We start from the raw sequence: 22,565 nt of genomic DNA, 5'->3' as shown, positions 1-22,565 counted from the left end.
TGGCATGGCGCATACGCGTCGACGCCACGCCGGACGGGGCCTTCGCATATCGCGCGGCTTGCGGCGCCCCGCCAAAGCCAAAAGCTCCCAGCATATCTTCAGCCCCGTCGGATACAATACGTACCGTTTGGAATCGTCGACAACGCAACAGGGGTATATATGCCGGACAACGCTGAGACGACGTACAGCGACGGAACCCGTCGCGAACTGCCAGCGAGCATCGTCATTCCGCCGATTCGCGGTGAGATGGTGCATCTGCGTCCCGCCGTCGTCGAGGACCTTGACAAGCTCGACGAACTCGACGCCTATTACGGCGCCTCCAAGATCACCGGCAAGGACAAGGTCGCCGAGCGTGCCTTGGTGCACACCTGGGTCCGCCGTTCCGTCGCATGGACGAAGGGACAAAAGCCTTCCGAATCCGGCGTCGGCGATCCTGAGTTCCGTCGCACGGTCGCCTGGGCGCTGCTCACGGATGCCGACCATGACGAGGATGGCGCCGTCGATGCGGCCTCCACCGGCAATGTCATCGGCATGATCTTCCTGATCGATGTCGACGGTTGGTCGCGCTCCGCCCGCATCCAGGTGATTCTGGGCAAGGATTACCGCGGCCGCGGCTATTCGCGCGACGCCATGCCGCGTGTGATGACCTATGGCTTCGCGCCCGCGCCGGTGGGCCTCGGGATGCATCGCATCTGGGTCGCCGTGCCCGAGAAGAACTCGCGTTCGATCTCCGTCTACCAGTCGCTCGGCTTCGTGCCCTCCGGCACTTCGCGCGACGCGCTGTGGGATGTCGAGAACAACAAATACCAGGACCAGATTGTCATGGACACGCTGGCCGACGAATACGATCCGATCCGCTCGCTGGATGCCTTCGGCATGCATGTGTTCGAGGACAACCCGGGCGTCAAGGAGGCCCTGAGCGCACGCGAGCATTCGCTGGCGATCCGCAAGAAGGACGCTGTCGACGGAGAGCGGAGCCAGACGGCGGACGCCGCCGCCCGTTCCGAGTCCGGTCCCGCGTCCTCCGCACAGGAAAGCGGCCAATCCACCCTCCCAGAGTCCGGCAAAGCCGCGCAAGGCGACGCGGACAATGCGTCCAAGGATTCCCGGGGCGACCAAGAGACCGCCGGCGGCGAGGGAACCGGCAGCTGGCCCTATGGGCAGTCCGACCGGAAGACCTCGAAGGAAGCTTGGTGGCGTACGCTGGGGCGCGGGCGCAAACGCGACGACAACGACAAATAGCGGACGCGCCGCGCCGGTCGCATCCGCCGGCGCGCGGATATCGACATAGTCATAACGGCATATGAAAAGGCAGGATATGAGCGCCGAGGACCTCGACAACTACGAAACCGACGCCGAACTCGCGTTGTACAAGGAATATCGCGACGTCATCAAACTGTTCACCTATGTGGTGGAGACCGAGCGCCGCTTCTATCTGGCGAACAAAGTCGATTTCAACGTGCGTTCCGCCGGGCAGGACGTCTATTTCGACGTGCGGTTGACCGACGCGTGGGTCTGGGACGTCTATCGTTCCAGCCGTTTCGTCAAGAACGTGCGCATCGTCACCTTCAAGGATGTCAACGTCGAGGAAGTGCAGAAAACCGACATAGACATCCCCGACGAACTGCACTGATATTCGTGAGGGAACTGAAGAAACGCACGCTTCCGCGCGTGCGTTTTCGTCGTTTCCAGTACACTGTTTCTGATTTCGTTTTCTAAGGAGCATCATGACCGAAAAGCAATCCGTGGTCATCATCGGCGGCGGCCCCGCCGGTCTGACCGCCGCTTGGGAGCTTGTCAAGGATGGCGGCGCGGATAAGTACGATGTGACCGTGCTTGAGGCCACCCGCGAATTCGGTGGTATTTCGCGCACTGTGAAGCACAACGGCAATCGCATGGACATCGGCGGCCATCGTTTCTTCTCCAAGGACGACCGCGTCATGGATTGGTGGAAGAACATCCTGCCGCTGCAGGGCGCGCCCAGCTACGACGACAGGAAGCTCGGCCGCGAGCATGACATGGAGCCGGGCGGGCCGGATCCGGAGACGACCGACCAAGTGATGCTCAAGCGTCACCGCGTCTCCCGCATCTATTGGAACCGCCGCTTCTTCGACTATCCGATCTCGCTGAGCGTCAACACCTTCAAGGCGATGGGCTTCAAGCTCACGATGGAGGCCGGCTTCTCGTATCTCAAGTCGATGTTCCACAAGCTGCCCGAGGACAATCTCGAGAACTTCTATATCAATCGTTTCGGCCGCAAGCTCTATTCGATGTTCTTCGAGGGATACACGGAGAAGCTGTGGGGCCGCCATCCCTCCGAGATCTCCGCGGACTGGGGCGCGCAGCGCGTCAAGGGTCTGTCGATCATGGGCGTGCTCAAGAACGCCATCGCCAAGCTGGCGCCGAAGAAGCGCGACAGCTCGCAGGTCGAGACCAGCCTGATCGAGGAATTCTGGTATCCCAAGCTCGGCCCCGGCCAGCTGTGGGAGACCGTCGAGCGCCAGTGCGTCGCCAACGGCGTCAAGGTGCTCACCGACGCGAGGGTCGTCGAGGTGCGCCAGTCCGGCGGCCGCATCGCCTCCGTGGTCTATCAGGATGCCGAGGGCACCCGCACCGAGCTCACCGCCGACCAGTTCATCTCCTCGATGCCGGTCAAGGATCTGGTCAACGCGATCGACGCCTCCGAGGCGCATGCCCCGGCCGATATGGTGCATATCGCCGACGGCCTGCCGTATCGCGATTTCGTCACCGTGGGCCTGCTGGTCAAGCATCTGCGTTTGAAGAACACCACCGACATCCCCACCCTCGGCAACCCGCCGATCGTGCCGGATTGCTGGATCTATGTGCAGGACCCGGGATACAAGGTCGGCCGTCTGCAGATCTTCAACAACTGGAGTCCGTATCTGGTCAAGGATGTCGACGACACCGTGTGGATCGGCCTCGAATATTTCTGCGAGGAAGGCGATTCCTTCTGGAATATGACCGATGAGGAGGCCACGAAGTTCGCAATCTCCGAGCTGACCCGCATGCGCGTGATCAACGGCCCGCAGGATGTGCTCGATTCGCATCGCGAGCGCGTGCAGAAGGCCTATCCGGCGTATTTCGACACCTACGATCAGATGGACGAGCTGGTGGAATACCTCGATTCCTTCGGCAACCTCTACTGCGTGGGCCGCAACGGCCAGCACCGCTACAACAACATGGACCACTCCATGGCCACGTCCTTCGAAGCCGTCTCCAACATCAAGTCCGGCAAGACGAGCAAGAAGAACGTCTGGAACGTCAACACCGACAAGTCCTACCACGAGCAGAAGTAGGGTTTCTCCGGTTCCTTTCCAGTGATCAAATCAACGGGGCGTCATATGGCGCCCCGTTTTGCGTTGGTCCCGAATGCGTTGTATGGTGAGTGCAGTCCACAGGGCGCAAGGGTTTGCGTGTGGGCACTCGCAAGCGGCATCCAGCCGCAAATCATTCATAAGCAAGGCCGTCGCCATGCGTCGGCAGGTGCTATGGAAAGGTATGACATAGTGGCAACCAGCCAGAATCTCGAGGATATGAAGCTGCCGGAGCTCAAGGAGCTCGCCAAGCAGATGGGACTTCGCGGCACGTCGACGATGCGTAAGCCGGAATTGCTTGCCACACTGCAGGCCGCCCGCTCCGGCGGCGAGCCGCCGGCCGGCGTGACCGTGCGCGCGCCGAAGACCGGTGCCCGCAAGGCCGCCGTAGCCAAGACCGAGGAAGCTCCCAAGGTGGCCGAGACTGTCGTCGAGGCTGCCGGCGCCGCCGATAAGGCCGATGCCGCTGAGGCTGAAGCCGCGGCCTTCGCGCAGCCGGAGGCCGAAGAGCGTGGTGAAGGACGTCGTACTCGCCGTACCGCGCGTCGTGCCTCGGCTCCCGCCGACGAACCGCAGGTGGAGGCGGCCGATCTCTTCGACGAGCTGGGCATCGATGCCCCGACTGCGAAAGCCGATCGCGCCGAGCGTCCCGCGCGTGCCGAGCGCCGCACCCGCCGCACCGAGAACCGCCCCTATCGCGAGGTCCGTAACGAGGAAGGCGACGAGGTGATCGTCGAGAATATCCGTCGTCGCCGTCGCCCCGAGCCGGAACCGCAGACCGAGGAAACGGTGCGCGATCTGGATGATATCCTCGCCACCCTGCCGTCCCAGCGTTCCGAGGCCGGCGAGGACGAGGACCACGAGCGTGAGGAGTATCCGCATCGCAACCGCCGTGACCGTGGCGATCGCAATGATCGTGGCGATCAGCATGACCGCCGTGGCCGCAGACTGCGCGGGCGTGGCGGCGAGCGTGATTTCGACGAGCGTGAGCCGCGCGAGGCGCGTCGCGAGCATGACCGTGATGTCCGCCGCGAAGAAGCGGCCGATGATCTGGTGCCGGTGGCGGGCATCGTCGACGTGCTCGATTCCTACGCCTTCGTGCGCACCTCCGGATATCTGCCTGGCCCCAACGATGTCTATGTCTCCATGGGTCAGGTCAAGAAGTATGGGCTGCGCAAGGGCGACGCCGTGCATGGCGCCATCCGTGCGCCGCGCGAGGGCGACCGTCGCAACCAGCGTCAGAAGTTCGTGCCGCTGCAGTCCATCGACTCGATCAATGGCATGACCGTCGAAGAGGCCATGAACCGTCCGCAGTTCTCCAAGCTCACGCCGCTCTACCCGCAGGAGCGCCTCAAGCAGGAGACCACGGCCAACAAGCTCACCGGCCGCATCATGGACATCGTCTCGCCCATCGGCAAGGGCCAGCGCGGCCTCATCGTCTCCCCGCCGAAGGCCGGCAAGACGATCACGCTGCAGAACATCGCCAACTCGATCACCACGAATAACCCCGAGGTCCATCTCATGGTGGTGCTCGTGGACGAGCGCCCCGAGGAAGTCACCGACATGGAGCGCACGGTGCAGGGCGAGGTCATCTCCTCGACCTTCGATCGCCCGGCCTCCGACCACACCACCGTCGCGGAGCTCGCCATCGAGCGTGCCAAGCGCCTTGTGGAGCTTGGCCAGGATGTCGTCGTGCTGCTTGACTCGATGACCCGCCTCGCCCGTGCCTACAACATCGCCGCCCCCGCCTCCGGGCGCATCCTGTCCGGCGGCGTCGACGCGCAGGCGCTCTACCCGCCGAAGAAATTCTTCGGCGCGGCCCGCAACATCGAGAACGGCGGCTCGCTGACCATCATCTCGTCCGCGCTGGTGGAGACCGGCTCGAAGATGGACGAGGTGATCTTCGAGGAGTTCAAGGGCACCGGCAACATGGAGCTGCGCCTCTCCCGCGAGTTGGCCGACAAGCGCCTGTTCCCGGCCATCGACATCAACGCCTCCGGCACCCGCCGCGAGGAGCTCATCACCGCGCCGGCCGAGCTTCCGATCATCTACCGCCTCCGTCGCCTCTTCGGCGGCATGGAGCCGGAGCAGGCCTACCAGACGCTGGTCCCGCGTCTCAAGAAGACCGCCTCCAACCGCGACTTCCTGGCCGCCATCGTGCAGCAACAGGGCGGCGGCGTGAACGGCAACTGAGGTTGCCGCTCAGACAAGCCCGGTGGGCTTGCCGGCAGCGCGACGCCTGAGCGAGGCCCATGGAGTTTCCCATGGGCCTCATTGCGTTCCGTAGGCGGTTTTTGACTTCCGTAGGTTTTATGGCCGCTGTTGCGCATGCGTGCTTCGAGAAAATGGCCATTTTGCAACGGTCTGCTAATTAAAAAATGACGCCTTGACTCCGACATCCACCTACGGAAGCCCAAAACCGCCTACGGAACGTGGGTAGGTCTGGGGCTCGGGCGGAAACATGGTGAAAGAACGTCAGGCATGTGAAGAAAATGTCATATTGACCGTAACGGCCGATGGATATATCAAAAATTCGATGAATGCGGCAAGGTATGGGCTTCTCATTCGACGTAAGCTGGAGCCACAACAGAAGAACGAACAGAACAGACAGGCCGCGCGAAGAAAGAAAAATGACAATTGCGGCTGCATGTGAAAGGACAAGATTATGGATAAGAAGACCGTCAACACCGTGCTGAACTCCCGTCTCGCCTCGCTGGACCCCGCCTTTGGCGCCGCCATGCTCGGTGACGCGATTGTGGACGTCATCAAGGGCTTCCGCAACAAGTGATTTGGCGTCGGAGCATTCCGACCGCAAACTGACGTAAGGACCCGTATCCCGCACAGGGAACGGGTCCTTTTGCATGGGTATCCTTGAACCATGAGCGAAACGACAAGCGGCGACTGGCGCAACTCCACCATCGACGACGCGGCGGCTGCCGCGCATCCCGAGACCGCGGCGGCGGTGGCCCGTATCAAGGAACTTCGCCAGACCATCGACAATGTCGACGCCGCGATTGTCTCCCTGCTGGCCGAGCGTTTCAAGGCCACGAGCCAGGTCGGTGTGCTCAAGGCCGGCGCCGGCTTCGCGCCGGAGGACACCAAGCGCGAGGATTATCAGATCGAACGCCTTCATCGCATCGCCGTCGATGCGGGCCTCGACCCCAACATCGCCGAAATGTATCGCGAATTCGTCGTCACCGAGGCCAAGAAGCGCCATCAGCGCATTGCCGATGCCGGCGGCGACCCCGGCGTGCTTGACGTCTTTGCTTGAGCGCCGTTGCTGTGCGGGCCTGCATGGCGCCATTGGCGGCCCCGATTGAAGTCTCGTATCGCATTTCGCTTGTTGTGACCGCGTGTTGCCCTGTCCCGTTATCGGGCGGTGGTGTAGGCGGCGCTGTGCAGGCAATGAGCGTTACCGAGACACCTCATGCTGGCGTGTGGGCAACGCTTGACAGTCTCGTCGCGTTGCCTGAGTGCCTCCATCCGGCACTTAGGCAACGCTTAAGATGGCCAAGCGTTGTTCGGATGCCACTTACTGGCATGTGGGTAACGGCTGGCTGCTGCTTAGCGTTGGCCGTGTGCCGCAAGCTGGCGCCAAGGTAACGCTAAGGGCTCTTATCGTTACTTTGGCGTCGGTCAGTGGCATCTGGGTAACGATAAGGCTTGCCCCAGCGTTGCTGGAATGCCAGTCAGTGGCGCCAGGGTAACGCTGCAGGATGCGATCGGAATAATCCGCAATGCCAATGCAACTCCGACAGCATGGTGCCGGATAATCGGATGGCGCTGATGATCCGCCGCGTTCCAAGAAAACACGTTTGGTTCCTTCCTCTTCTCGAGATGCGCGACACGCCGATGGAACGGCCTCCGTCCACAATGCCCGAAATCCTGCCGGTGCAATCCACGCGTGGGTTACGCTCAGAGGCATGAAGCGGCACAAAGCGGTGATGGTCCTTTTGGACAAGGCGGAGAATGGACGGCGATGCGCCTTCGCGGAAACGAAGGCGGAACAGATGGCCCTTCGACGAAGAGCCATCGCTGGCGAGCTGACGCATCCGTATCCCGCGTTATACGCGCGGACAGTTTATTGGCGTGACCTCGATCCTCCCGAGCGGACCCTCCACATGGCCCGCTCATTGTCTCTGCTGCATCGTGACTGGGTGTTCGCCGGACCTGTGGCTGCGGCGGCCCATGGTTTCGAGCATCAGTGGTCGCTCCATGATGGTTCCATGACCATCTCCACCCATCACCGCGGCGGATATCAGGGCAGCAAACGGCTAAGACACCTGTTTGCGCCGGCGTCTACGCTGGAATGCGTCGATGCGGGCGGCGTGCCGGTGACGGGCAAGTCCCGCACGCTTGTGGATTGCGCGTTGATGCTGGAGTTCCGCCTTGCCCTGCCGATATTCGACTCGGCTTTGGCACAGGGCGTGCCCATTGCCTCGGTGTTGCGGCTATGCGGATCCTCGCGTGCGGATTGCAGCGCCGTCTTCCGGCTTTTGCATTATGCCAGCGCGGACAGCGAGAACGGCGGCGAGTCCTTCGCGCGTGGCACCATGATCGATCTGGGCCTTCAGGTGCCGAGACTACAGGTGGAGTTCACAGACCCCGCTACCGGCAGCTCATATCGTGCGGACTTCGTGTGGTATCTGCCCGATGGCCGCGTCATCGTCGGCGAATTCGACGGACAGGAGAAATACATTGCGCCTTCCATGACCGGTGGCAAGGACATCGCCGGGGTCGTCGGCGCAGAGCGCGAGCGGCAGGAGGGTCTGCGCCGTGCCGGGGTGAGCGGGATATTTCGCTTCAACTTCCGTGAAGTGACAGACCGGGAGCCGCTGCGGCGCAAAGCGCTTGCCGCCGGCGTGCCATTGCGGGCCGACGGCCTGTGAGTCGTGGGATTCCCAAGTTCCATCTGCCGGAGTTCTTTCGCCGCCAATGAGCGGCGTGTGGGTAACGCTGAGTGCGTGTCAAGCGTTGCTTCGATTCCAATGAATGGCGTCTGGGTAACGCTGAGTGCTCCATGCGTTACCCAGCTGCCACATGATGGCATATAGGTAACGCTGAGAGTATGTCAGGCGTTACCGCGGCTCCGGTAGATGGCGTCTGGGTAACGCTGGGCGTTTCAATCGTTACTTAGCTGCCACATACCGGCATATGGGTAACGCCTGACATACTCTCAGCGTTACTTGGATGCCGCAATATGGCATATGGATAACGCGCGGAGATGGGAAAGTCGGCATCGCGGGTAGGTGATGGTTCGTGGAGCGGATCATGTGGCGCATGGAGTAGATTGGACGGAGCAACTTTCGGACGACCGGTGGGAATCATGCATCATATGAAGGCGACGCTTTCGTGCGCATGCGGTGTTGTGATTGCCGCGTCTCTGGCGCTAGGCACAGGTATCGCGGGGGAGTGGGCCGAGGCCGCGCGCGCAGTGCCCCCGTTGGCCGGGCATGACGTGTTCTCTGTGGTCGCCGCGGATGGCGATCCGGGAACGCTATATGTGATCGGGAATGACGCGGCGCAAACCGACCAAGCAAACCATGATGGCAAAGTGACCGAGATACCGGCCGGAAAGCGAGACTTGCCGTGGGATGTGCGCGTGCGGTATTCACTTGACGGTCCAGATGTGCCGCGGAACCAGATCGCAGGTGCCAGTGGCATGGTCGGCATCCATATCACGGTCACCTCGGCCGGAGACGTCGAGAATCCGCATGTCGACGCTTCCGATGGCGTGTTGGTCGCGTTCTCGATTCCAGCCCGCGTTTCCAGCGATGTGAATGCCAGCCATGGGGCGCGCGTGCAGGCGCAGGGCTCGAACACCGCTGTATCTGCGACCTTGTCCGCCGGCCAGACGCTGGATTGCTATATGACCGCGAAGAATTTCGCAATGGGCGCGCTGGTGGTTGCCTCGCCCGAAGGCGCGGAGGAACTTGCGTCCGCGGCCGTCGGATTGTCGGATGCCGTGGGGCAGGGCGGAGGCGCAAGCGCGCATCAGGGGCTGATCGATAAGCTGACCGCATTGCGTGACTTGGAACGTTCGTTGGCGGCGAGCGAAATCGCGGCCAAACAAGCGGCATACGAGCAGGCTTTCCAGGATTACATGGCCGCCTATGTGAGGTCGTATGCGAGCCATCTGTCCGGTTCGATCGGTTCGTCCACGCAGCTGACCGCGTTGATGGGCACTGCCGGCGAACTGTCCGGAGACACGCCGTTGGCCGTCGCGGTGATGGGCGAGGCGAGCGCCGTGGACGAGCTCAATGCCGCCAAGCGTCACACCGGCGCGGCCGATGCCATCGACCAAGTGATTCGTCTGGTTAGGCAGCAGGGCGTCGATGGCTTGGCGGAGGAGCTGAAACGCAAAGCCGGCGAGGAGCGCACGCAGGGCGCGAAGGGATACGCCGACGGCCAGGCGCAGATGTCGCAGGCGATGATTCCGTATTCGATGGCCTATACCGATGCGTTCACCAAGCATTTGAGCGGGCTCACCGGTGGCGCGTCCTCCGCGTCATCCGGGCAGATCCAGCAGGCGATCGAAGCGACGAACCGCGAGTTTGATTCCAGCGCCGATTTGGCCGATGACACGGCGAAGGTCGACGCCGCGATGAGTGCGATGGCGGCGGCCAGCGAACGGAGCGGGGCCGGGGACGCCTACGAACAGATTGTGCTGCGCTTCGCCAACGATTTGGCCGATACGGGTGCGGGCGGCGGTTCGGATGCGGAACCGAGCGGCTCCAAGGAAGATGTCGGACGATCCGCGTCGCCTGTTGCCGCGGCACGCACGGGGTTGGCTGAGGATGATTCCTTGGCGGCCAGGGCCGAGACAGTGCGCTTGCGCAAGCAGGCCCAGTCCGAGCGGACGGCATCGGCCGCCTCGTCGGGCGATGTGACGACTTCGGTGATTGATCCGAATGCCGGCAGATCCGATGCCGGCGAGGTGATGAAATTCGCCGGTGGCGTGCCGGGAGCGTCGAGCGGCAAGGGGGCGGATGCCTCCAAGGAATCGGATGCGAAGACCCCCGACGGCAATGCCGGCGCCAGCGCGCAAGGCTCGTCGTCACATGAGGGAGCATCGGCTGACGGCAAGCCCTCCGCTCCCAAAGTCATCGAGCATCCCTCGATGTCGTATGGCATGGCAGGCAAGACGGACCGCACCCTGATCAAACCCGATGTCTCCGAATTGCTCAATGACACCGCGGATCTTGCGGATGGCGGCGCTCTGGTCGCCGCCGCGCTCGCCGCCGATGCCGAGGACGGACAGACGGCGGAATCCTCCCGGACCGGCGAGCCCACGCGTATTTTCTTGGTGATGCCAGGTTTGTGAAGCCAGACGGTGACGTCTTTGTAAGCTGAGCTTCAGACCCATATCGCAGTCGCAACAAAAAAAGGGGAGTCCGGCGGGGCTCCCCAAAAGTCAATCGGCTAAAGCCGAAAAGACAAAAGACATCAGGCCTTCGGCTTTTTGGCCGGCGGCTCGCCGAGCTCGGAGGAGGCGATGGTGACGCTCTGGTCGCCTTCGCCCTCGGCGTCGCCGCTTTCGGCGGCGGGCACGAACTCAAGCGGACCGGTGACGCGGCCGGCCTCGGCGATATCGTCGCGCACGGCTTCCAGACCAGCCACGGCGTCGGCCGGCACGCACAGCGTAGCCGAGAGCACCGGGGTCTTCATCGAGACCTTGGCCTGTGACTTGATGCCGCGCAGCGCGGCCAGCGCCTCGCCGGCGTGGACCAGCAGGTCGGCCGAGGCATCGCCCGCGGCGGTCTCGTAGACATCGGCGGTCGGCCAAGCGGCGCGGTGCACCGAACCGGAGCCGGCATGCATCCAGCCCCAGACCTCCTCGGTCGCATAGGGCAGATACGGCGCGAGCAGACGGGCGAAGGCGTCGAGTCCCAGGCCCAGCGCGGTGCGCGCCGACTTCACGGCGGCCTCGGAAGGCACATGCCCGGTGGAGTCGGCCGTGCCATAGGCGCGGTTCTTCACCAGCTCGATGTAGTCGTCGCAGAACTGCCAGAAGAAGCTTTCGATGGCCTCAAGCGCCTTGGAATGCTCATAGGCCTCCAGATTGGCGGTGGCCTCGCGCACAACGGCGGCCATCTTCGCCATCGCGGCGCGGTCCAGGGCCTCGGTCACGTCGGCCGGGTTCCACACGGCGGAACCGGCTTCGCCCACATGATGGTTCTCGTCCTCGCGGCCGATGGCCAGCGCGAACTTCGTGGCGTTGAGCAGCTTGATGGCCAGGCGGCGGCCGATCTTCATCTGGCCCTCGTCATAGGTGGCGTCGAGGCCCAGGCGGGCGGAGGCGGACCAATAGCGCACCGCGTCCGCGCCGAACTTCTCGATTGGCTCGTTCGGCACCACGACGTTGCCCTTGGACTTCGACATCTTCTTGTGATCCGGGTCGAGGATCCAGCCCGAGAGCGTGGCATGCGCCCACGGCAGGCACTTGTTCTCGAGATGCGCGCGGTCCACGGTGGAGAACAGCCAGGTGCGGATGATGTCCTGGCCCTGCGGGCGCAGATCCATCGGGAAGGTCATCTTGAACAGCGCCTTCGAGGCCTCGTCCTGTTCCTCCCAGTGGGTGACGATCTGCGGGGTCAGCGAGGAGGTCGCCCAGGTGTCCATGATGTCCTGCTCGGCCGTGAAGCCGCCGGGCACGTCGCGCTGGTCCTCGGTGAAGCCTTCCGGCACATCGGAGGTCGGGTCGATCGGCAGACGGTCCTCGGAGGGCGTGATCGGGTGATCGTAATCCGCCGTGCCATCCTCGCGCACCGGATACCACAGCGGGAACGGCACACCGAAGAAGCGCTGGCGGGAGATCAGCCAGTCGCCGTTCAGGCCATGCACCCAGTTCTCATAGCGCACGCGCATGAAATCGGGGTGGAACTCGAGTTCCTTGCCGCGCGAAATAAGCTCGGCGTTGAGATCAGCGTCCGTGCCGCCGTTGCGCAGATACCACTGGCGCGAGGTGACGATTTCCAGCGGCTTGTCGCCCTTCTCATAGAAGTTCGTCATACGCTTCGTCGGCGTCGGCTCTCCGTCGAGATCGCCGGATTCACGCAGCTTATCAACGATGATCTGGCGGGCCGAGAACGTCGTCTTGCCGGCGGTCTCCTCGAAGACAGCGCGGCCGGCCGGGTCAGTGATCCAGTCGGGGGTGTCCATCGCGATGCGGCCGTTGCGCTGGATGATCGAACGGGTCGGCAGCTTCAGATCGCGCCACCATTCGACGTCGGTCACGTCGCCGAAGGTGCAGCACATGGCGATGCCGGCGCCCTTGTCCATCTCCGCGGCCGGGTGCGCGAGAATCGGCACCTCCACATGGAACAGCGGGGAATACACATGCTTGCCGAAATACGGCTTGTAGCGCTCGTCGTCCGGGTGCGCGATCAGCGAGGTGCAGGCCGCCAGCAGCTCGGGGCGGGTCGTCTCGATGTAGATCGGGGTGCCGTCCTCGAAGCGGAAGGCCACCTTGTGATAGAAGCCCGGATATTCGCGGCTCTCAAGCTCGGCCTGGGCCACGGCGGTCTGGAAGGTCACATCCCACAGGCCCGGCGCCTCCTGTTGGTAGGCTTCGCCGCGCGCGAGGTTGCGCAGGAACGCCTTCTGCGCCACGCGGCGCGGATGCTCGCCGATGGTGTGATAGGTCTGCGTCCAGTCGATCGACAGACCGAGGCGACGCCACAGCGCCTCGAACTTCTGCTCGTCCTGGCCGATCAGCTGCTCGCACAGCTCGATGAAGTTCTGGCGGGAGCAGGGCACCTGGTCCTTGGCTTGGATCTTCTTGCCCTCGGTGCCCTCGAACGGCGGCTTGAAATCGGGGTCGTACTTGAGGGAAGTGTCCACACGTACGCCGTAATAGTTCTGCACGCGGCGCTCGGTGGGCAGGCCGTTGTCGTCCCAACCCATCGGATAGAACACGTCGAAACCGCGCATGCGCTTGTAGCGCGCGATGACGTCGGTGTGCGTGTAGGAGAACACATGGCCGACGTGCAGCGAGCCGGAGACGGTGGGCGGCGGGGTGTCGATCGAATACACGGCCTTGCGGTCGCGCGTCTCGCCGTCCTTGTTGAAGCGGTAGGTGCCGTCCTCGTCCCAGACGGCGCGCCACTTGTCCTCGAGTCCGTCCACGCCGACTTTGTCGGGCAACGGGCTCAGATTCGCGGTGATGGAGTTGGTTTCAGTCATACGCGCCAGTCTAGGGCCGTTGTGTGACAAGGGCTGCGGCCGGTCTTGGCTTGGTTGTGGCAGTAGTTCAGGCCTTCCGCAGCTGGCTGAGCGGCAGCGTCACATCGGTCATATTCGCGGGCATGCCGGATATTCCCTTCGCCGTCACCACGCGTGATTCGATGACATACAGCCAGTCGCTGGCCGAGTGCTGGCTGACGACGCGGGCGTATTCCTTGAGCCGGTTCTGATAGTCCTGGTCGTTCGTCGCCGCCATCGCCGCCGCATACGCCTGCTGTGCGTCGGCGTTCTCGAACCAATACGGGGACTGGGAACTCGCGAAGGCAGCGATGCCCGCCTCGCCGCGCGCCGTGGCCAAGGTCATGTCGTAGTCCTTCGCCTCGATGCGCGCGGCGTATTCGTCGTGCGAGGCGACCGTCTGCACCTCGACGGCGAGCCCGCCGGCCGACAGCTGGTCGGCGATGGTCTGCGCCAGCGGTTGGTCAGCGGCCTCGACGACCAGCCGCATCGTGCCGAGATATCCGGCGGAGAAATAGCTCAGCATCGAACGCGCCTTGGCCATGTCATAAGGGAACAGACCCGTCAGATCCTCGTAGCCGGGTTCCAAGGGGGCGATGGGGCCGCCGAGCGGTTGCCCCGCGTCTGGGCGGGAGCCGGCGATGGCATTGCGGTCGATGAGATGGCGGACCGCGCCGCGCACCTGCTCGTCGGAGAATATCGAATCGTTGCCGTTGTTGAAGACGAGCACCTTGACGTCGGTGGTTTGCCCGGCCGCAACTGTTGCGTCTGCGCTGTTCTTGAGCCCGTCGGCTGTGGCGGCGTCGGCCGGCATAATCGCGTCGGCCTTGCCGTCTTTGAGCGCCTGCGCCAGCGCCGCGTCGTCGGCGTAATAGCGCAGCGTGACGCGCGCCGAGGCGGCCTTGTCTCCCCAATAATCGGTATTGCGCTCCAAATCGATCGAGGTGAGGGTGCCGTTGCCGTCCTTCGCGCTGTCGGCGACGACGAAGGGGCCGGAGCCCAGCGCCTCGGTGGCGTAATCGATATCGGCGTCCTGATCGTAGACGACACCGGCGCGGCCGGCCAGCGCGCGCGGCAAGGCGGAATTCGGCGCGGACAGCGTGATGACGACGGTGCCGGCGTCGGGATTGCCGACCCCGCTCACATTGCCGAGGCCTTCGTATCCGGGCAGGCGGCCGGTGATGATCTGCTGCAGTGACCACACGGCGTCCGAGGCATCGAGTGCGTCGCCGTTGGAGAAACGCATGTTTCCGCGCAGATGCAATGTCAGCGTCAGCCCGTCCTCCGACATGCTCCACCGCTCGGCGAGACCGGGCTGGAGCGCATTGTTCTGGTCGCGGGCGATCAGTGTCTCATAGACATTGCCGAGCAACGCGCGGCCGACGGCATCGCCTTGTTCCTGGCGCAGGTCGAGGGACGCGGGGGCGTCGCGCAGACCCACGGTGATCGTCTCGGATGATGAGGCGGTGGTTCCGGGGATAGCCGGGCGGTGCCCGACCAACGACCAACCCGCCCACAGCAAGGCGGACAGCAGCGCCACCATGACGATGAACACCGCCCATTTCCTTGGGGTGTTGTCCCGGATCGCATTCGTCTCACGCATGGGAACCCAGTGTAGCGTTTGCGCCTTGGACGGGACTGGCGCTGGTGGCCGGCGCTGACAGCTGGTGGCTGCGTGCCGGTGTCTGTGCGTTGGCAAGGCGGCCTCTTGGGCCACCGATGTCCGTCCACGAGACGGCTCAACCCCTGGCACGACCCGTCAGAGCGCCGACGGGCAGGTCTCTGCCAGCGGGCACTCGCCGCAGGCCGGCTTGCGCGCATGGCAGGTCGCCCGGCCGAAGAGGATGAGGCGGTGCGACAGATCGGTCCATTCCTCCGGCGGGAAGCAAGCGGTGATCTCCCGCTCGATATGCACCGGGTCGGGGGTCGTGGAACGCCAATCGGCGCGCCAACGCAGCCGTCCGGTCACGCGCATCACATGCGTGTCGACGGGAAATCCGGGCACACCGAAGGCATTGCCGAGCACCACGTTCGCGGTTTTGCGCCCGACGCCCGGCAGGCTCGTCAGCTCCTCCATCGTGCGCGGCACTTCGCCGCCGAAACGCTCGACGATGCCCATTGCTAGCCCCACAAGGTTCTTCGCCTTGGCACGGAAAAAGCCCAGCGAACGTATGATCTCCTCGACCTCCTCGAGGCGCGCGTCGGCCAAGGCCTCGGCGGTGGGGTAGCGGTCGAACAGCTCCGGGGTGACCATATTCACCCTCTTGTCCGTGCATTGCGCGCTCAGCACCGTGGCGATGAGCAGCTGCAGCGGATTGGCGAAATCGAGCGCGCATTTGGGCGCGGGGAACATGGTTTTGAGGATGTCGTATTCGGCGTGCATACGGCCGAGCCGCGCGGCCTTCGACTCGCGGGGCATATCAGGCTCCGTCGGAGGCCGCGTGTGGCGCGGTGGAATCGGCGTCCCCGTTTCGCCCGGCCTTGGAAGCGCTGGCCTGCGCGGCCGACTCCTCCATCTCCTCGTTCGGCGGATCGAAGCGGTATCCGACGTTGCGCACGGTGCCGATCAAATGCTCGTATTCGCCGCCCAGCTTGGCGCGCAGACGCCGGATATGCACGTCGACGGTGCGGGTGCCGCCGTAATAGTCGTATCCCCACACCTCCTGCAGCAGCTGCGCGCGCGTGAAGACGCGCCCCGGATGCTGCACCAGATACTTGAGCAGCTCGAATTCCTTATAGGCCAGGTCGATCGGTTGGCCGTGCAGGGAGGCGGTGTATCCGTTGGTGTCCACGATCAGGTCGCCGGAGCGGATCTGGCCGTCCTCGTTCGCCACGCCGTCGGGCGTCGTGGCGCCGCGCGCGCCGGCGGACGGTGCGTTGCCCCGTTCGGAGACAAGCCGCAGGCGTGCCTCGACCTCGGCGGGGGAGGCGTTTGCGACAATCACGTCGGCGATGCCCCACTGCGAGTTGACGACGGTGAACCCGCCCTCGGTGAGCACCAGCACGATCGGCGTGGACAGGCCGGAGGCGTGGATGAGGTTGCACAGCGTTTTGGCGGTGGCCAGGTCATCGCGCGCGTCGAGGAACAGAATCGTGTTCTCCGGCATCTTCACCAGGCTCGCCGCGTCCATCGGCAGCACGCGCACGCGGTGCGACAGCAGGGCGAGCGAGGGCAGCACGGAGGCCGGGTCCTTGGCGAACGTCATCAACGTCAGATCCGTCACGTTGTGCCCCCTGTGTTTTCGGTCGCGCCTCATGCCGCGGTTTGTGCGATATTCTACGCGTGTGCGTCGGACACAGCCGCCGCGGTTCCGCCATATGTCGCCCTATACGCGCATCGCATGTCCCACCGCGTCGTGCGGCGCCGTCACTGCGCGACCGTACCTCCGCCCTCGCCGCGTGCCGTCGCGCCGTCCCCTGTTTGCGCCCCGCCATGCCCCATTGCGCTGCGCGGCGCCGCCCCACCGTGCTGCAAACTCCACGGTGCGGCAAACCCCACCGTGCTGCGAACTCCACCGTGCGGTAAACCCCACGGTGCTGCAAACTCCACGGTGCTGCAAACACGGTTTCGGCCATATTCCGCCATTCTGCGAGTTACCGCACGGTGGGGTTTACCGCACCGTGGAGTTTGCCGCACCGTGGGATTGATGGTGGGTAGGATGGAAGGCATTGTTAACGTGGAATTGGGAGTGGGTATGAGCGGAGAGGTCGCGGCTGAGGACAAGTCGAAGGCTCGCGTCGCGCTGCGGACGCAGCAGTGGGCTGCCTACGCGGTGCAGCTGGTCGTCTATGTGGTGCTTGCATTGGCGGCTTTTCTGCCGGGGAATATGGGCCCCGGGGCGAGCGGGTTGACACTCCCATATCCGCTGCTGGGCGTGGTCGTGGTCATCCTGATGTGGTTCGTGATCCGCTGGCCCTTCCGCACCGGCAAGGCCGAGCGCGTGATTGCCTTGGTCGCCGGTCTGGCGTCGGCGACGCTTGCCTTCGGCTCCCAGCCGGGCGGGTTCGCAGGCATCGTGTCTTCGCCGGCCGACCATGCCGCGTTCCTGACCTTGGTCAACTGGGCGCTGTGGGTCGGCGTGCTGCTGATTGCGCTGACCGTCGTGTCCTTCGGCCGCCAGATGGCGCGCGAGGATCGCAGCCATCTCATCCGCGCGCTGTCGCACTGCATGACCGCAGGCGTGGCTGCGATCGCGGTCTCCGGTTGGATGTTCCTGCCATGGGTGCTGACTTCGACGAGCGCGGTGCTCATGACGGTTGCGCTGCTGGTGGTGCTTGCGGTGATGGCCTACGCCTCGACGTTCTGGGTGCGTGAGCTCGATCCCGACCCCGCCGCAAAAGTGCCGTGGATGGGCGCCGCGCTGCTGCCCGTGATGTTCTCCGGGCTGGCCGTGTTCGCCATGGCCTTCGCCAGCCAGTTGCTCGGTTGATGATTTGTCGGGCGATTGCGGCCCGCGCGCGTTCATCGGAACGTGAGCAACGTCTAAGCCGTTGCATGGGCTTCGATAACGCCGAATATCAAAAAGCGTTACTCGGATGCCGTACTTGGTATCCGAGTAACGCTTAGGCACAATATCGTTGCCTAGGCAACGATATGTCGATTAGCTTGGGCTCACTTGCCTTCGGAAGCGGCGAGGCGCTCGCGGGCGGCCTTGATCTCCGCCTCGGCCTTCTCCGCGCCGGTCCAGTAGTCGCCGGGCTTGACTTCCTTGCCGGGCTCCAGGGCCTTGTACTGCTCGAAGAAGTGCTTGATCTCCGCCTTGTGATATTCGGAGACGTCGTCGACGTCCTTGATGTCGTCGAAGCGCACGTCGGCGGGCACGCACAGCACCTTGTCGTCGCCGCCGGCCTCGTCCACCATGTGATACAGGCCCACGGCGCGGCACTCGACCACGCAGCCCGGGAACACGGAGTTCGGGATCATGACGAGCGCGTCCAGCGGATCGCCGTCCTCGCCCAGCGTGCCGTCGATGTAGCCGTAGTCGTCCGGGTAGCCCATCGCGGTGAACAGCGTGCGGTCCAGGAACACGCGGCCGGTCTCGTGGTCGACTTCATACTTGTTCTTCGAGCCGCGCGGAATCTCCACGACGACATTGAAGGTCTCTGCCATGTCGTTCTCCTTTGGAACGTCGGATATATGTTCGCAACCCACAATACCCGTTTCGTGCGTTTCGTGCGCTTTGGGGCATGGGGGAGGGGCGCCGGCGTGTCCTTTGGCTTCGGTTCGTGCGATTTATGGGGTTTCCCTATGAAGGGGGTATAAAGACGGAGCGCTGCCTTGTTGGAACGCGGCTTTCGACAGGGGTGGAATAATCCTCTTTTCATACTGCCATCGGCATTGGTGAGTGCCGCTGGCGCAAGGGGAAACCGTCTAGGGGGGGGGGTATTGATTGAGGCAGCACGAGGGTGTGTCCGCTGGAAGTTGGAGCCGTTGTGGCTGCGGACTGGCCTTGTGCTGGAAAGGATTCTTATGACAACGCAAACTAACGGCGCTCCCGTGCGTCGCTGGGTCGCCCTCGTCGCGGCCGCGTGCACGCTGGGCTCGCTCGCCATTGCCCCCGTCGCGATGGCGGATGAGGCCACCTCCGACGCTCCTGCGTCTGGCACCGAGGCGGTGACTCAGGAAACGCAGCAGGCCCCTGTCCAGTCTCCTGCGTCTCAGACGCCAAGCAATGATCAAACTCAGACGGCGGAGAAGACCGTCGCCAAGATTGGCGACAGCACGTATACGTCGCTGGAGGAAGCGTTCAAGGCGGCGAAGGGCGGTGAGACTGTCACGTTGACGGCTGCCGCTAAAGACACATCCGTGACGATTCCGCAAGGGACTACGAAGATTACAGTCACTGCGGATAAAGATGTGGTGTTCACGAACTCCATGAGAATCAACGCGAGCAACATCACGGTCACCGGCATGAGCTTCAAGCTTGGTCCCACGGAGAGCATCACCTCTACGAATAAGGGTGTGCTGCAGAACGTCATTGTGAGTGGGGCTCAAAACGTCACGATCGAGAAGAATCAGTTCACCATTAATTCCGGCAAGCCGGGAACGTGCGGGAGCGACTGTGATTGGCAGCCCAGCTCCGTGTGGCTGGAATCCGGCGCCGACAACACCACCATTGCCGACAACGAGTTCAAGCTCGGACAGGTCTGGAACAACTCGTCGGTTGGTGTGAACCTCGTCGGGGGCAAGGATAAGCCGATTAAGAACACGACCATCTCCAACAACCGTATTGTCACAGGACCGACGTACGGGAATGCTGCTTCCGGCAGCATGTCCTTCGTCATCGGCAACGGCAATGAGAATACCAATAAAGAGAATTTCGGCATCCAGACTGTGAACCTCAAGGGCAACACGTTCGATGGAAGCGCGGTCAAGGCAAAATCGTATTTTGCGGGCTTTTCCGACGCGAGCGACGTCGTTGCCGAAGAGAACACGTTGAACAACGCGGAATACGGCATGTACAACACCGTTTACAAGGGACAGAGTGATGCCAACACATGGAAGCCTAAGAACAACACCTACAACGGTGTCGCGTTCAATAATTTCCGAGCTGCTGATCAGGACGGCAATGAATACGTGCAGATTGCCGATGCGCTCAATGCTGATGCAACTGATGTCAAGCTGCTTGTTAATCAAACTGCGAACGTGACTATCCCCGAGGGAAAGACCGTCACGCTTGATCTCAATGGCCACACGCTGACCAACAAGGTCGAGAAAGACGAAGCTTCGGACCACACCATCACGAACAACGGCACGCTGACCATCAAGGACTCCGTTGGCGGTGGCGTGGTGGACAACGTGTCGCACCAGAAAGCGGCGTTGTTCAACACGGAGGGTGCTAAGGCCACGCTTAACGGCGGTACGTTCAAGCGCTCCCAGGAAAAGGGCGATGTCGTTCTGCAAAATGGCAAGTGGACGGATCAGCCTAACGGCAATACGTATTACACAATTCAGAACCAAGGTGACCTGACCATCAATGATGGAACTTCAGTGCAGCTGCTTCGCGAAGGCGTCAAAGACCATGAGAAGGACATTGCCGGCAACTCCAGCGTCATTGCGAACGGCTGGTACGACGGCAAGCCTTCCAAGGATGGATACCAAGCGAAGCTGACCATTAACGGTGGCACCATTACCGGTGGCAAGTACCTTAAGAATGACAGCTATGGTGAGCTCGTGGTCAACGGTGGTACTATTCGTGGACGCCGTGCCGCTGTACTCAACTACAATGTCGCGACCATCAACGGCGGTACGTTCTCCACGCAGGATGACTCTACTCCCGTAATCTGGAACTATCCGTTCCAGACCAATGAGAAGGGTGCGCTCACTGTCACTGGAGGATCGTTCACGGCAACAGGCAGCCAGCAGGCCCTTGCTCAGTCAGCTGTCAACGGTGCCACGTCAAAGGGGGGCATCTCGATTTCTGGTGGTTTCTTCGAGGGGCCCATCAAGATCGCGCAGGGAACCAAGTCTCCTCAGATTTCCGGTGGCAAGTTCACGATTGGTGGAAAGCCTAATGAAGCTGTGAAGGAATACTTGGTTTCCGATGTCGTGATTGATAACAATGGCACGGTGAGCAACCCCGCCCCGACTCCTGCTCCGTCGGAGCCGACGATTTCGGGTATCGAGATCGCCGCGAAGCCGTCGAAGACCGAGTACAGGATCGGTGAGGCGTTCGATCCGGCTGGTCTGAAGGTCGATATGAAGTGGTCGTCGGGCAAGAAGGATGCGCTCAAGCCCGCGCAGTACGAGGTCACCGGCTTCGACTCCTCCAAGCCGGGCAAGGTGACGGTCACCGTCAAGCTGGCGTGGGACGAGTCCAAGACCGCCACCTTCCAGGTGCTGGTCATGTTCAAGGATGTGACCGAGGCGACCCCTCACAACGAGGAGATCAAGACCTTGCTTGAGCGGGACGTCACGCGTGGTTTCGACGATGGTACGTTCCGTGGCATGGGTTCCTTGAATCGCCAGGATCTGGCGGCGTTCCTCTACCGTATGGCAGGCCAGCCAGACTACACGCCGGACAAGGAGGACTTCGTATTCGCTGATGTGACGACGGATACCCCGCATTATCGTGAGATTCTGTGGGCCGCGAAGCAAGGCGTGGTCAAGGGCTATGACATGGCCGATGGCACGCGTCGTTATGAGGGCGATAGCCCGATTCTGCGTCAGGATCTGGCGGCGATGCTGTGGCAGCTCGCAGGCGCTCCTGAAGCGGAGGGGTCTTCGTTCGCTGATGTGACCGAGGCGACTCCGCATGCGCAGGCGATCGTCTGGGCCAAGCAAGCCGGCGTGGCGCAGGGTTTCCCCGACGGTGGCTTCCATCCGGGCGACACGATCGTGCGTCAGGACGCGGCCGCGTTCCTTGGTCGCGTGATTGCCAAGAACCTCATCAAGTTCTGACGGGAGCAGCAGTGGTGCTGGGGGAACGGGCGCGTGTGCCTTTTTCCCCAGCCCTTGTCGTGTGCTGGAGGGGATGATTATGACTGGCGAACGGCAGTCGGCAAGTCTTATGACTTCGCCCGTTGGTTTCGGAGAGCGGGAGCGGCGGTACTTGGAGTCGTTGCCGGCGGTGCGCGAGGTGCGCAACGGGCGCATCTACTATACGAAGGCGTTCCGGGAGCAGTGCGTGCGTCGGTATATGGATGGCGAGAGTCCGACGGCGTTGTTCCGTGAGGCGGGGCTCGATCCCCGTCTCATCGGCTCGAAGCGCATCGAGCGGGCGCTTGCCCGTTGGAGGCAGGCCTCTGCGTCTACCGATGGCTCGAGCGCGCGCCCCGCGCGTAAGGCTGCGCCGGTCGCGGGTGCTTCCGACGGCTGTCTAGGCGACGCGCGTGATCATCTCATCGCAAGCCAGGCTCTGCGCATCAAAGAGCTTGAGGAGCAGCTTGACCAAATACGCCAAGCCATCCAGCCTCAGCTCCGCTCCGCGGGGCAATCGGAATCCGACGGTTCCGTCATGCAAGCCTGAGCCCCGCTGCCGGGCCAGCGAGCCAAAAATTGTGTACTTGGCCCGGGAATTGTGTATC

At 63.0% G+C, this 22,565-nt stretch carries 16 protein-coding genes; 11 read left to right on the top strand and 5 right to left on the bottom strand.

Going from position 1 to position 22,565, the window contains the following annotated elements; genetic code table 11:
* Positions 1 to 159 precede the first annotated feature (159 nt).
* From AC1AUD_RS12220 to AC1AUD_RS12185, 8 genes are all read left to right on the top strand, one after another.
* On the top strand, positions 160 to 1,242 hold the full coding sequence (locus AC1AUD_RS12220; RefSeq protein ID WP_476574653.1) for a GNAT family N-acetyltransferase: 1,083 nt from the start codon (positions 160 to 162) through the stop codon (positions 1,240 to 1,242).
* 76 nt (positions 1,243 to 1,318) lie between these two features.
* Positions 1,319 to 1,633, top strand: a complete 315-nt coding sequence (locus AC1AUD_RS12215; protein WP_476574652.1) for a DUF2469 domain-containing protein — start codon at positions 1,319 to 1,321, stop codon at positions 1,631 to 1,633.
* Positions 1,634 to 1,727: 94 nt separating this feature from the next.
* Positions 1,728 to 3,317: an NAD(P)/FAD-dependent oxidoreductase gene (locus tag AC1AUD_RS12210; RefSeq protein WP_476574651.1), complete on the top strand. Its 1,590-nt coding sequence runs from the start codon at positions 1,728 to 1,730 to the stop codon at positions 3,315 to 3,317.
* Positions 3,318 to 3,527: 210 nt separating this feature from the next.
* Positions 3,528 to 5,528, top strand: a complete 2,001-nt coding sequence (gene rho, locus AC1AUD_RS12205) for a transcription termination factor Rho (RefSeq protein WP_476574650.1) — start codon at positions 3,528 to 3,530, stop codon at positions 5,526 to 5,528.
* Between the two features lie 472 nt (positions 5,529 to 6,000).
* Positions 6,001 to 6,123, top strand: a complete 123-nt coding sequence (locus tag AC1AUD_RS12200; protein WP_476574649.1) for a hypothetical protein — start codon at positions 6,001 to 6,003, stop codon at positions 6,121 to 6,123.
* A 90-nt stretch (positions 6,124 to 6,213) separates the two neighbouring features.
* The gene (locus tag AC1AUD_RS12195; protein WP_476574648.1) at positions 6,214 to 6,606 is read left to right on the top strand and encodes a chorismate mutase; all 393 of its coding nucleotides are present in this window, start codon (positions 6,214 to 6,216) and stop codon (positions 6,604 to 6,606) included.
* A 955-nt stretch (positions 6,607 to 7,561) separates the two neighbouring features.
* The gene (locus AC1AUD_RS12190) at positions 7,562 to 8,224 is read left to right on the top strand and encodes a hypothetical protein (RefSeq protein WP_476574647.1); all 663 of its coding nucleotides are present in this window, start codon (positions 7,562 to 7,564) and stop codon (positions 8,222 to 8,224) included.
* 446 nt (positions 8,225 to 8,670) lie between these two features.
* Positions 8,671 to 10,659 (top strand): hypothetical protein, encoded by a 1,989-nt coding sequence (locus AC1AUD_RS12185; protein WP_476574646.1) that lies wholly within the window; start codon positions 8,671 to 8,673, stop codon positions 10,657 to 10,659.
* 122 nt (positions 10,660 to 10,781) lie between these two features.
* Here AC1AUD_RS12185 and valS read toward each other — a convergent pair whose 3' ends face one another.
* The 4 genes from valS to AC1AUD_RS12165 form a co-directional block, all read right to left on the bottom strand.
* Positions 10,782 to 13,520 (bottom strand): valine--tRNA ligase, encoded by a 2,739-nt coding sequence (gene valS, locus AC1AUD_RS12180; RefSeq protein ID WP_476574645.1) that lies wholly within the window; start codon positions 13,518 to 13,520, stop codon positions 10,782 to 10,784.
* A 67-nt stretch (positions 13,521 to 13,587) separates the two neighbouring features.
* Positions 13,588 to 15,141: an ABC transporter substrate-binding protein gene (locus tag AC1AUD_RS12175; RefSeq protein WP_476574644.1), complete on the bottom strand. Its 1,554-nt coding sequence runs from the start codon at positions 15,139 to 15,141 to the stop codon at positions 13,588 to 13,590.
* Between the two features lie 156 nt (positions 15,142 to 15,297).
* Entirely contained in the window at positions 15,298 to 15,957 is a 660-nt protein-coding gene (gene nth, locus AC1AUD_RS12170; RefSeq protein ID WP_476574643.1) for an endonuclease III, read from the bottom strand.
* 1 nt (position 15,958) lies between these two features.
* Positions 15,959 to 16,762 (bottom strand): winged helix-turn-helix transcriptional regulator, encoded by an 804-nt coding sequence (locus AC1AUD_RS12165; RefSeq protein WP_476574679.1) that lies wholly within the window; start codon positions 16,760 to 16,762, stop codon positions 15,959 to 15,961.
* A 471-nt stretch (positions 16,763 to 17,233) separates the two neighbouring features.
* On the opposite strand from AC1AUD_RS12165, the gene AC1AUD_RS12160 reads away from it, so the two are divergent.
* The gene (locus tag AC1AUD_RS12160; RefSeq protein ID WP_476574642.1) at positions 17,234 to 17,968 is read left to right on the top strand and encodes a hypothetical protein; all 735 of its coding nucleotides are present in this window, start codon (positions 17,234 to 17,236) and stop codon (positions 17,966 to 17,968) included.
* A 182-nt stretch (positions 17,969 to 18,150) separates the two neighbouring features.
* Here AC1AUD_RS12160 and AC1AUD_RS12155 read toward each other — a convergent pair whose 3' ends face one another.
* Positions 18,151 to 18,648: an inorganic diphosphatase gene (locus AC1AUD_RS12155; RefSeq protein WP_476574641.1), complete on the bottom strand. Its 498-nt coding sequence runs from the start codon at positions 18,646 to 18,648 to the stop codon at positions 18,151 to 18,153.
* Positions 18,649 to 19,008: 360 nt separating this feature from the next.
* On the opposite strand from AC1AUD_RS12155, the gene AC1AUD_RS12150 reads away from it, so the two are divergent.
* Positions 19,009 to 21,939 carry an S-layer homology domain-containing protein gene (locus tag AC1AUD_RS12150; protein WP_476574640.1) on the top strand — a complete coding sequence of 977 codons (2,931 nt, stop codon included), beginning with the start codon at positions 19,009 to 19,011 and terminating at the stop codon, positions 21,937 to 21,939.
* 79 nt (positions 21,940 to 22,018) lie between these two features.
* Positions 22,019 to 22,507 (top strand): hypothetical protein, encoded by a 489-nt coding sequence (locus AC1AUD_RS12145; RefSeq protein ID WP_476574639.1) that lies wholly within the window; start codon positions 22,019 to 22,021, stop codon positions 22,505 to 22,507.
* Positions 22,508 to 22,565 lie beyond the last annotated feature (58 nt).

It is taken from the genome of Bifidobacterium sp. LH_730, assembly GCF_056355835.1.
The sequence above is the reverse complement of the archived record's forward strand: the minus strand, read 5'-3'. Positions and strand labels throughout refer to the sequence as shown.

What these genes read in the sequence shown, in the direction of transcription:
- AC1AUD_RS12160 (WP_476574642.1), top strand. Translation starts at nt 17,234, where the DNA reads ATGAGCGGAGAGGTCGCGGCTGAGGACAAGTCGAAGGCTCGCGTCGCG.
- valS (WP_476574645.1), bottom strand. Translation starts at nt 13,520, where the DNA reads ATGACTGAAACCAACTCCATCACCGCGAATCTGAGCCCGTTGCCCGAC.
- nth (WP_476574643.1), bottom strand. Translation starts at nt 15,957, where the DNA reads ATGCCCCGCGAGTCGAAGGCCGCGCGGCTCGGCCGTATGCACGCCGAA.
- AC1AUD_RS12150 (WP_476574640.1), top strand. Translation starts at nt 19,009, where the DNA reads ATGACAACGCAAACTAACGGCGCTCCCGTGCGTCGCTGGGTCGCCCTC.
- AC1AUD_RS12210 (WP_476574651.1), top strand. Translation starts at nt 1,728, where the DNA reads ATGACCGAAAAGCAATCCGTGGTCATCATCGGCGGCGGCCCCGCCGGT.
- AC1AUD_RS12195 (WP_476574648.1), top strand. Translation starts at nt 6,214, where the DNA reads ATGAGCGAAACGACAAGCGGCGACTGGCGCAACTCCACCATCGACGAC.
- AC1AUD_RS12155 (WP_476574641.1), bottom strand. Translation starts at nt 18,648, where the DNA reads ATGGCAGAGACCTTCAATGTCGTCGTGGAGATTCCGCGCGGCTCGAAG.
- AC1AUD_RS12220 (WP_476574653.1), top strand. Translation starts at nt 160, where the DNA reads ATGCCGGACAACGCTGAGACGACGTACAGCGACGGAACCCGTCGCGAA.
- AC1AUD_RS12175 (WP_476574644.1), bottom strand. Translation starts at nt 15,141, where the DNA reads ATGCGTGAGACGAATGCGATCCGGGACAACACCCCAAGGAAATGGGCG.
- AC1AUD_RS12190 (WP_476574647.1), top strand. Translation starts at nt 7,562, where the DNA reads ATGACCATCTCCACCCATCACCGCGGCGGATATCAGGGCAGCAAACGG.
- AC1AUD_RS12215 (WP_476574652.1), top strand. Translation starts at nt 1,319, where the DNA reads ATGAGCGCCGAGGACCTCGACAACTACGAAACCGACGCCGAACTCGCG.
- AC1AUD_RS12145 (WP_476574639.1), top strand. Translation starts at nt 22,019, where the DNA reads ATGACTGGCGAACGGCAGTCGGCAAGTCTTATGACTTCGCCCGTTGGT.
- AC1AUD_RS12185 (WP_476574646.1), top strand. Translation starts at nt 8,671, where the DNA reads ATGAAGGCGACGCTTTCGTGCGCATGCGGTGTTGTGATTGCCGCGTCT.
- AC1AUD_RS12200 (WP_476574649.1), top strand. Translation starts at nt 6,001, where the DNA reads ATGGATAAGAAGACCGTCAACACCGTGCTGAACTCCCGTCTCGCCTCG.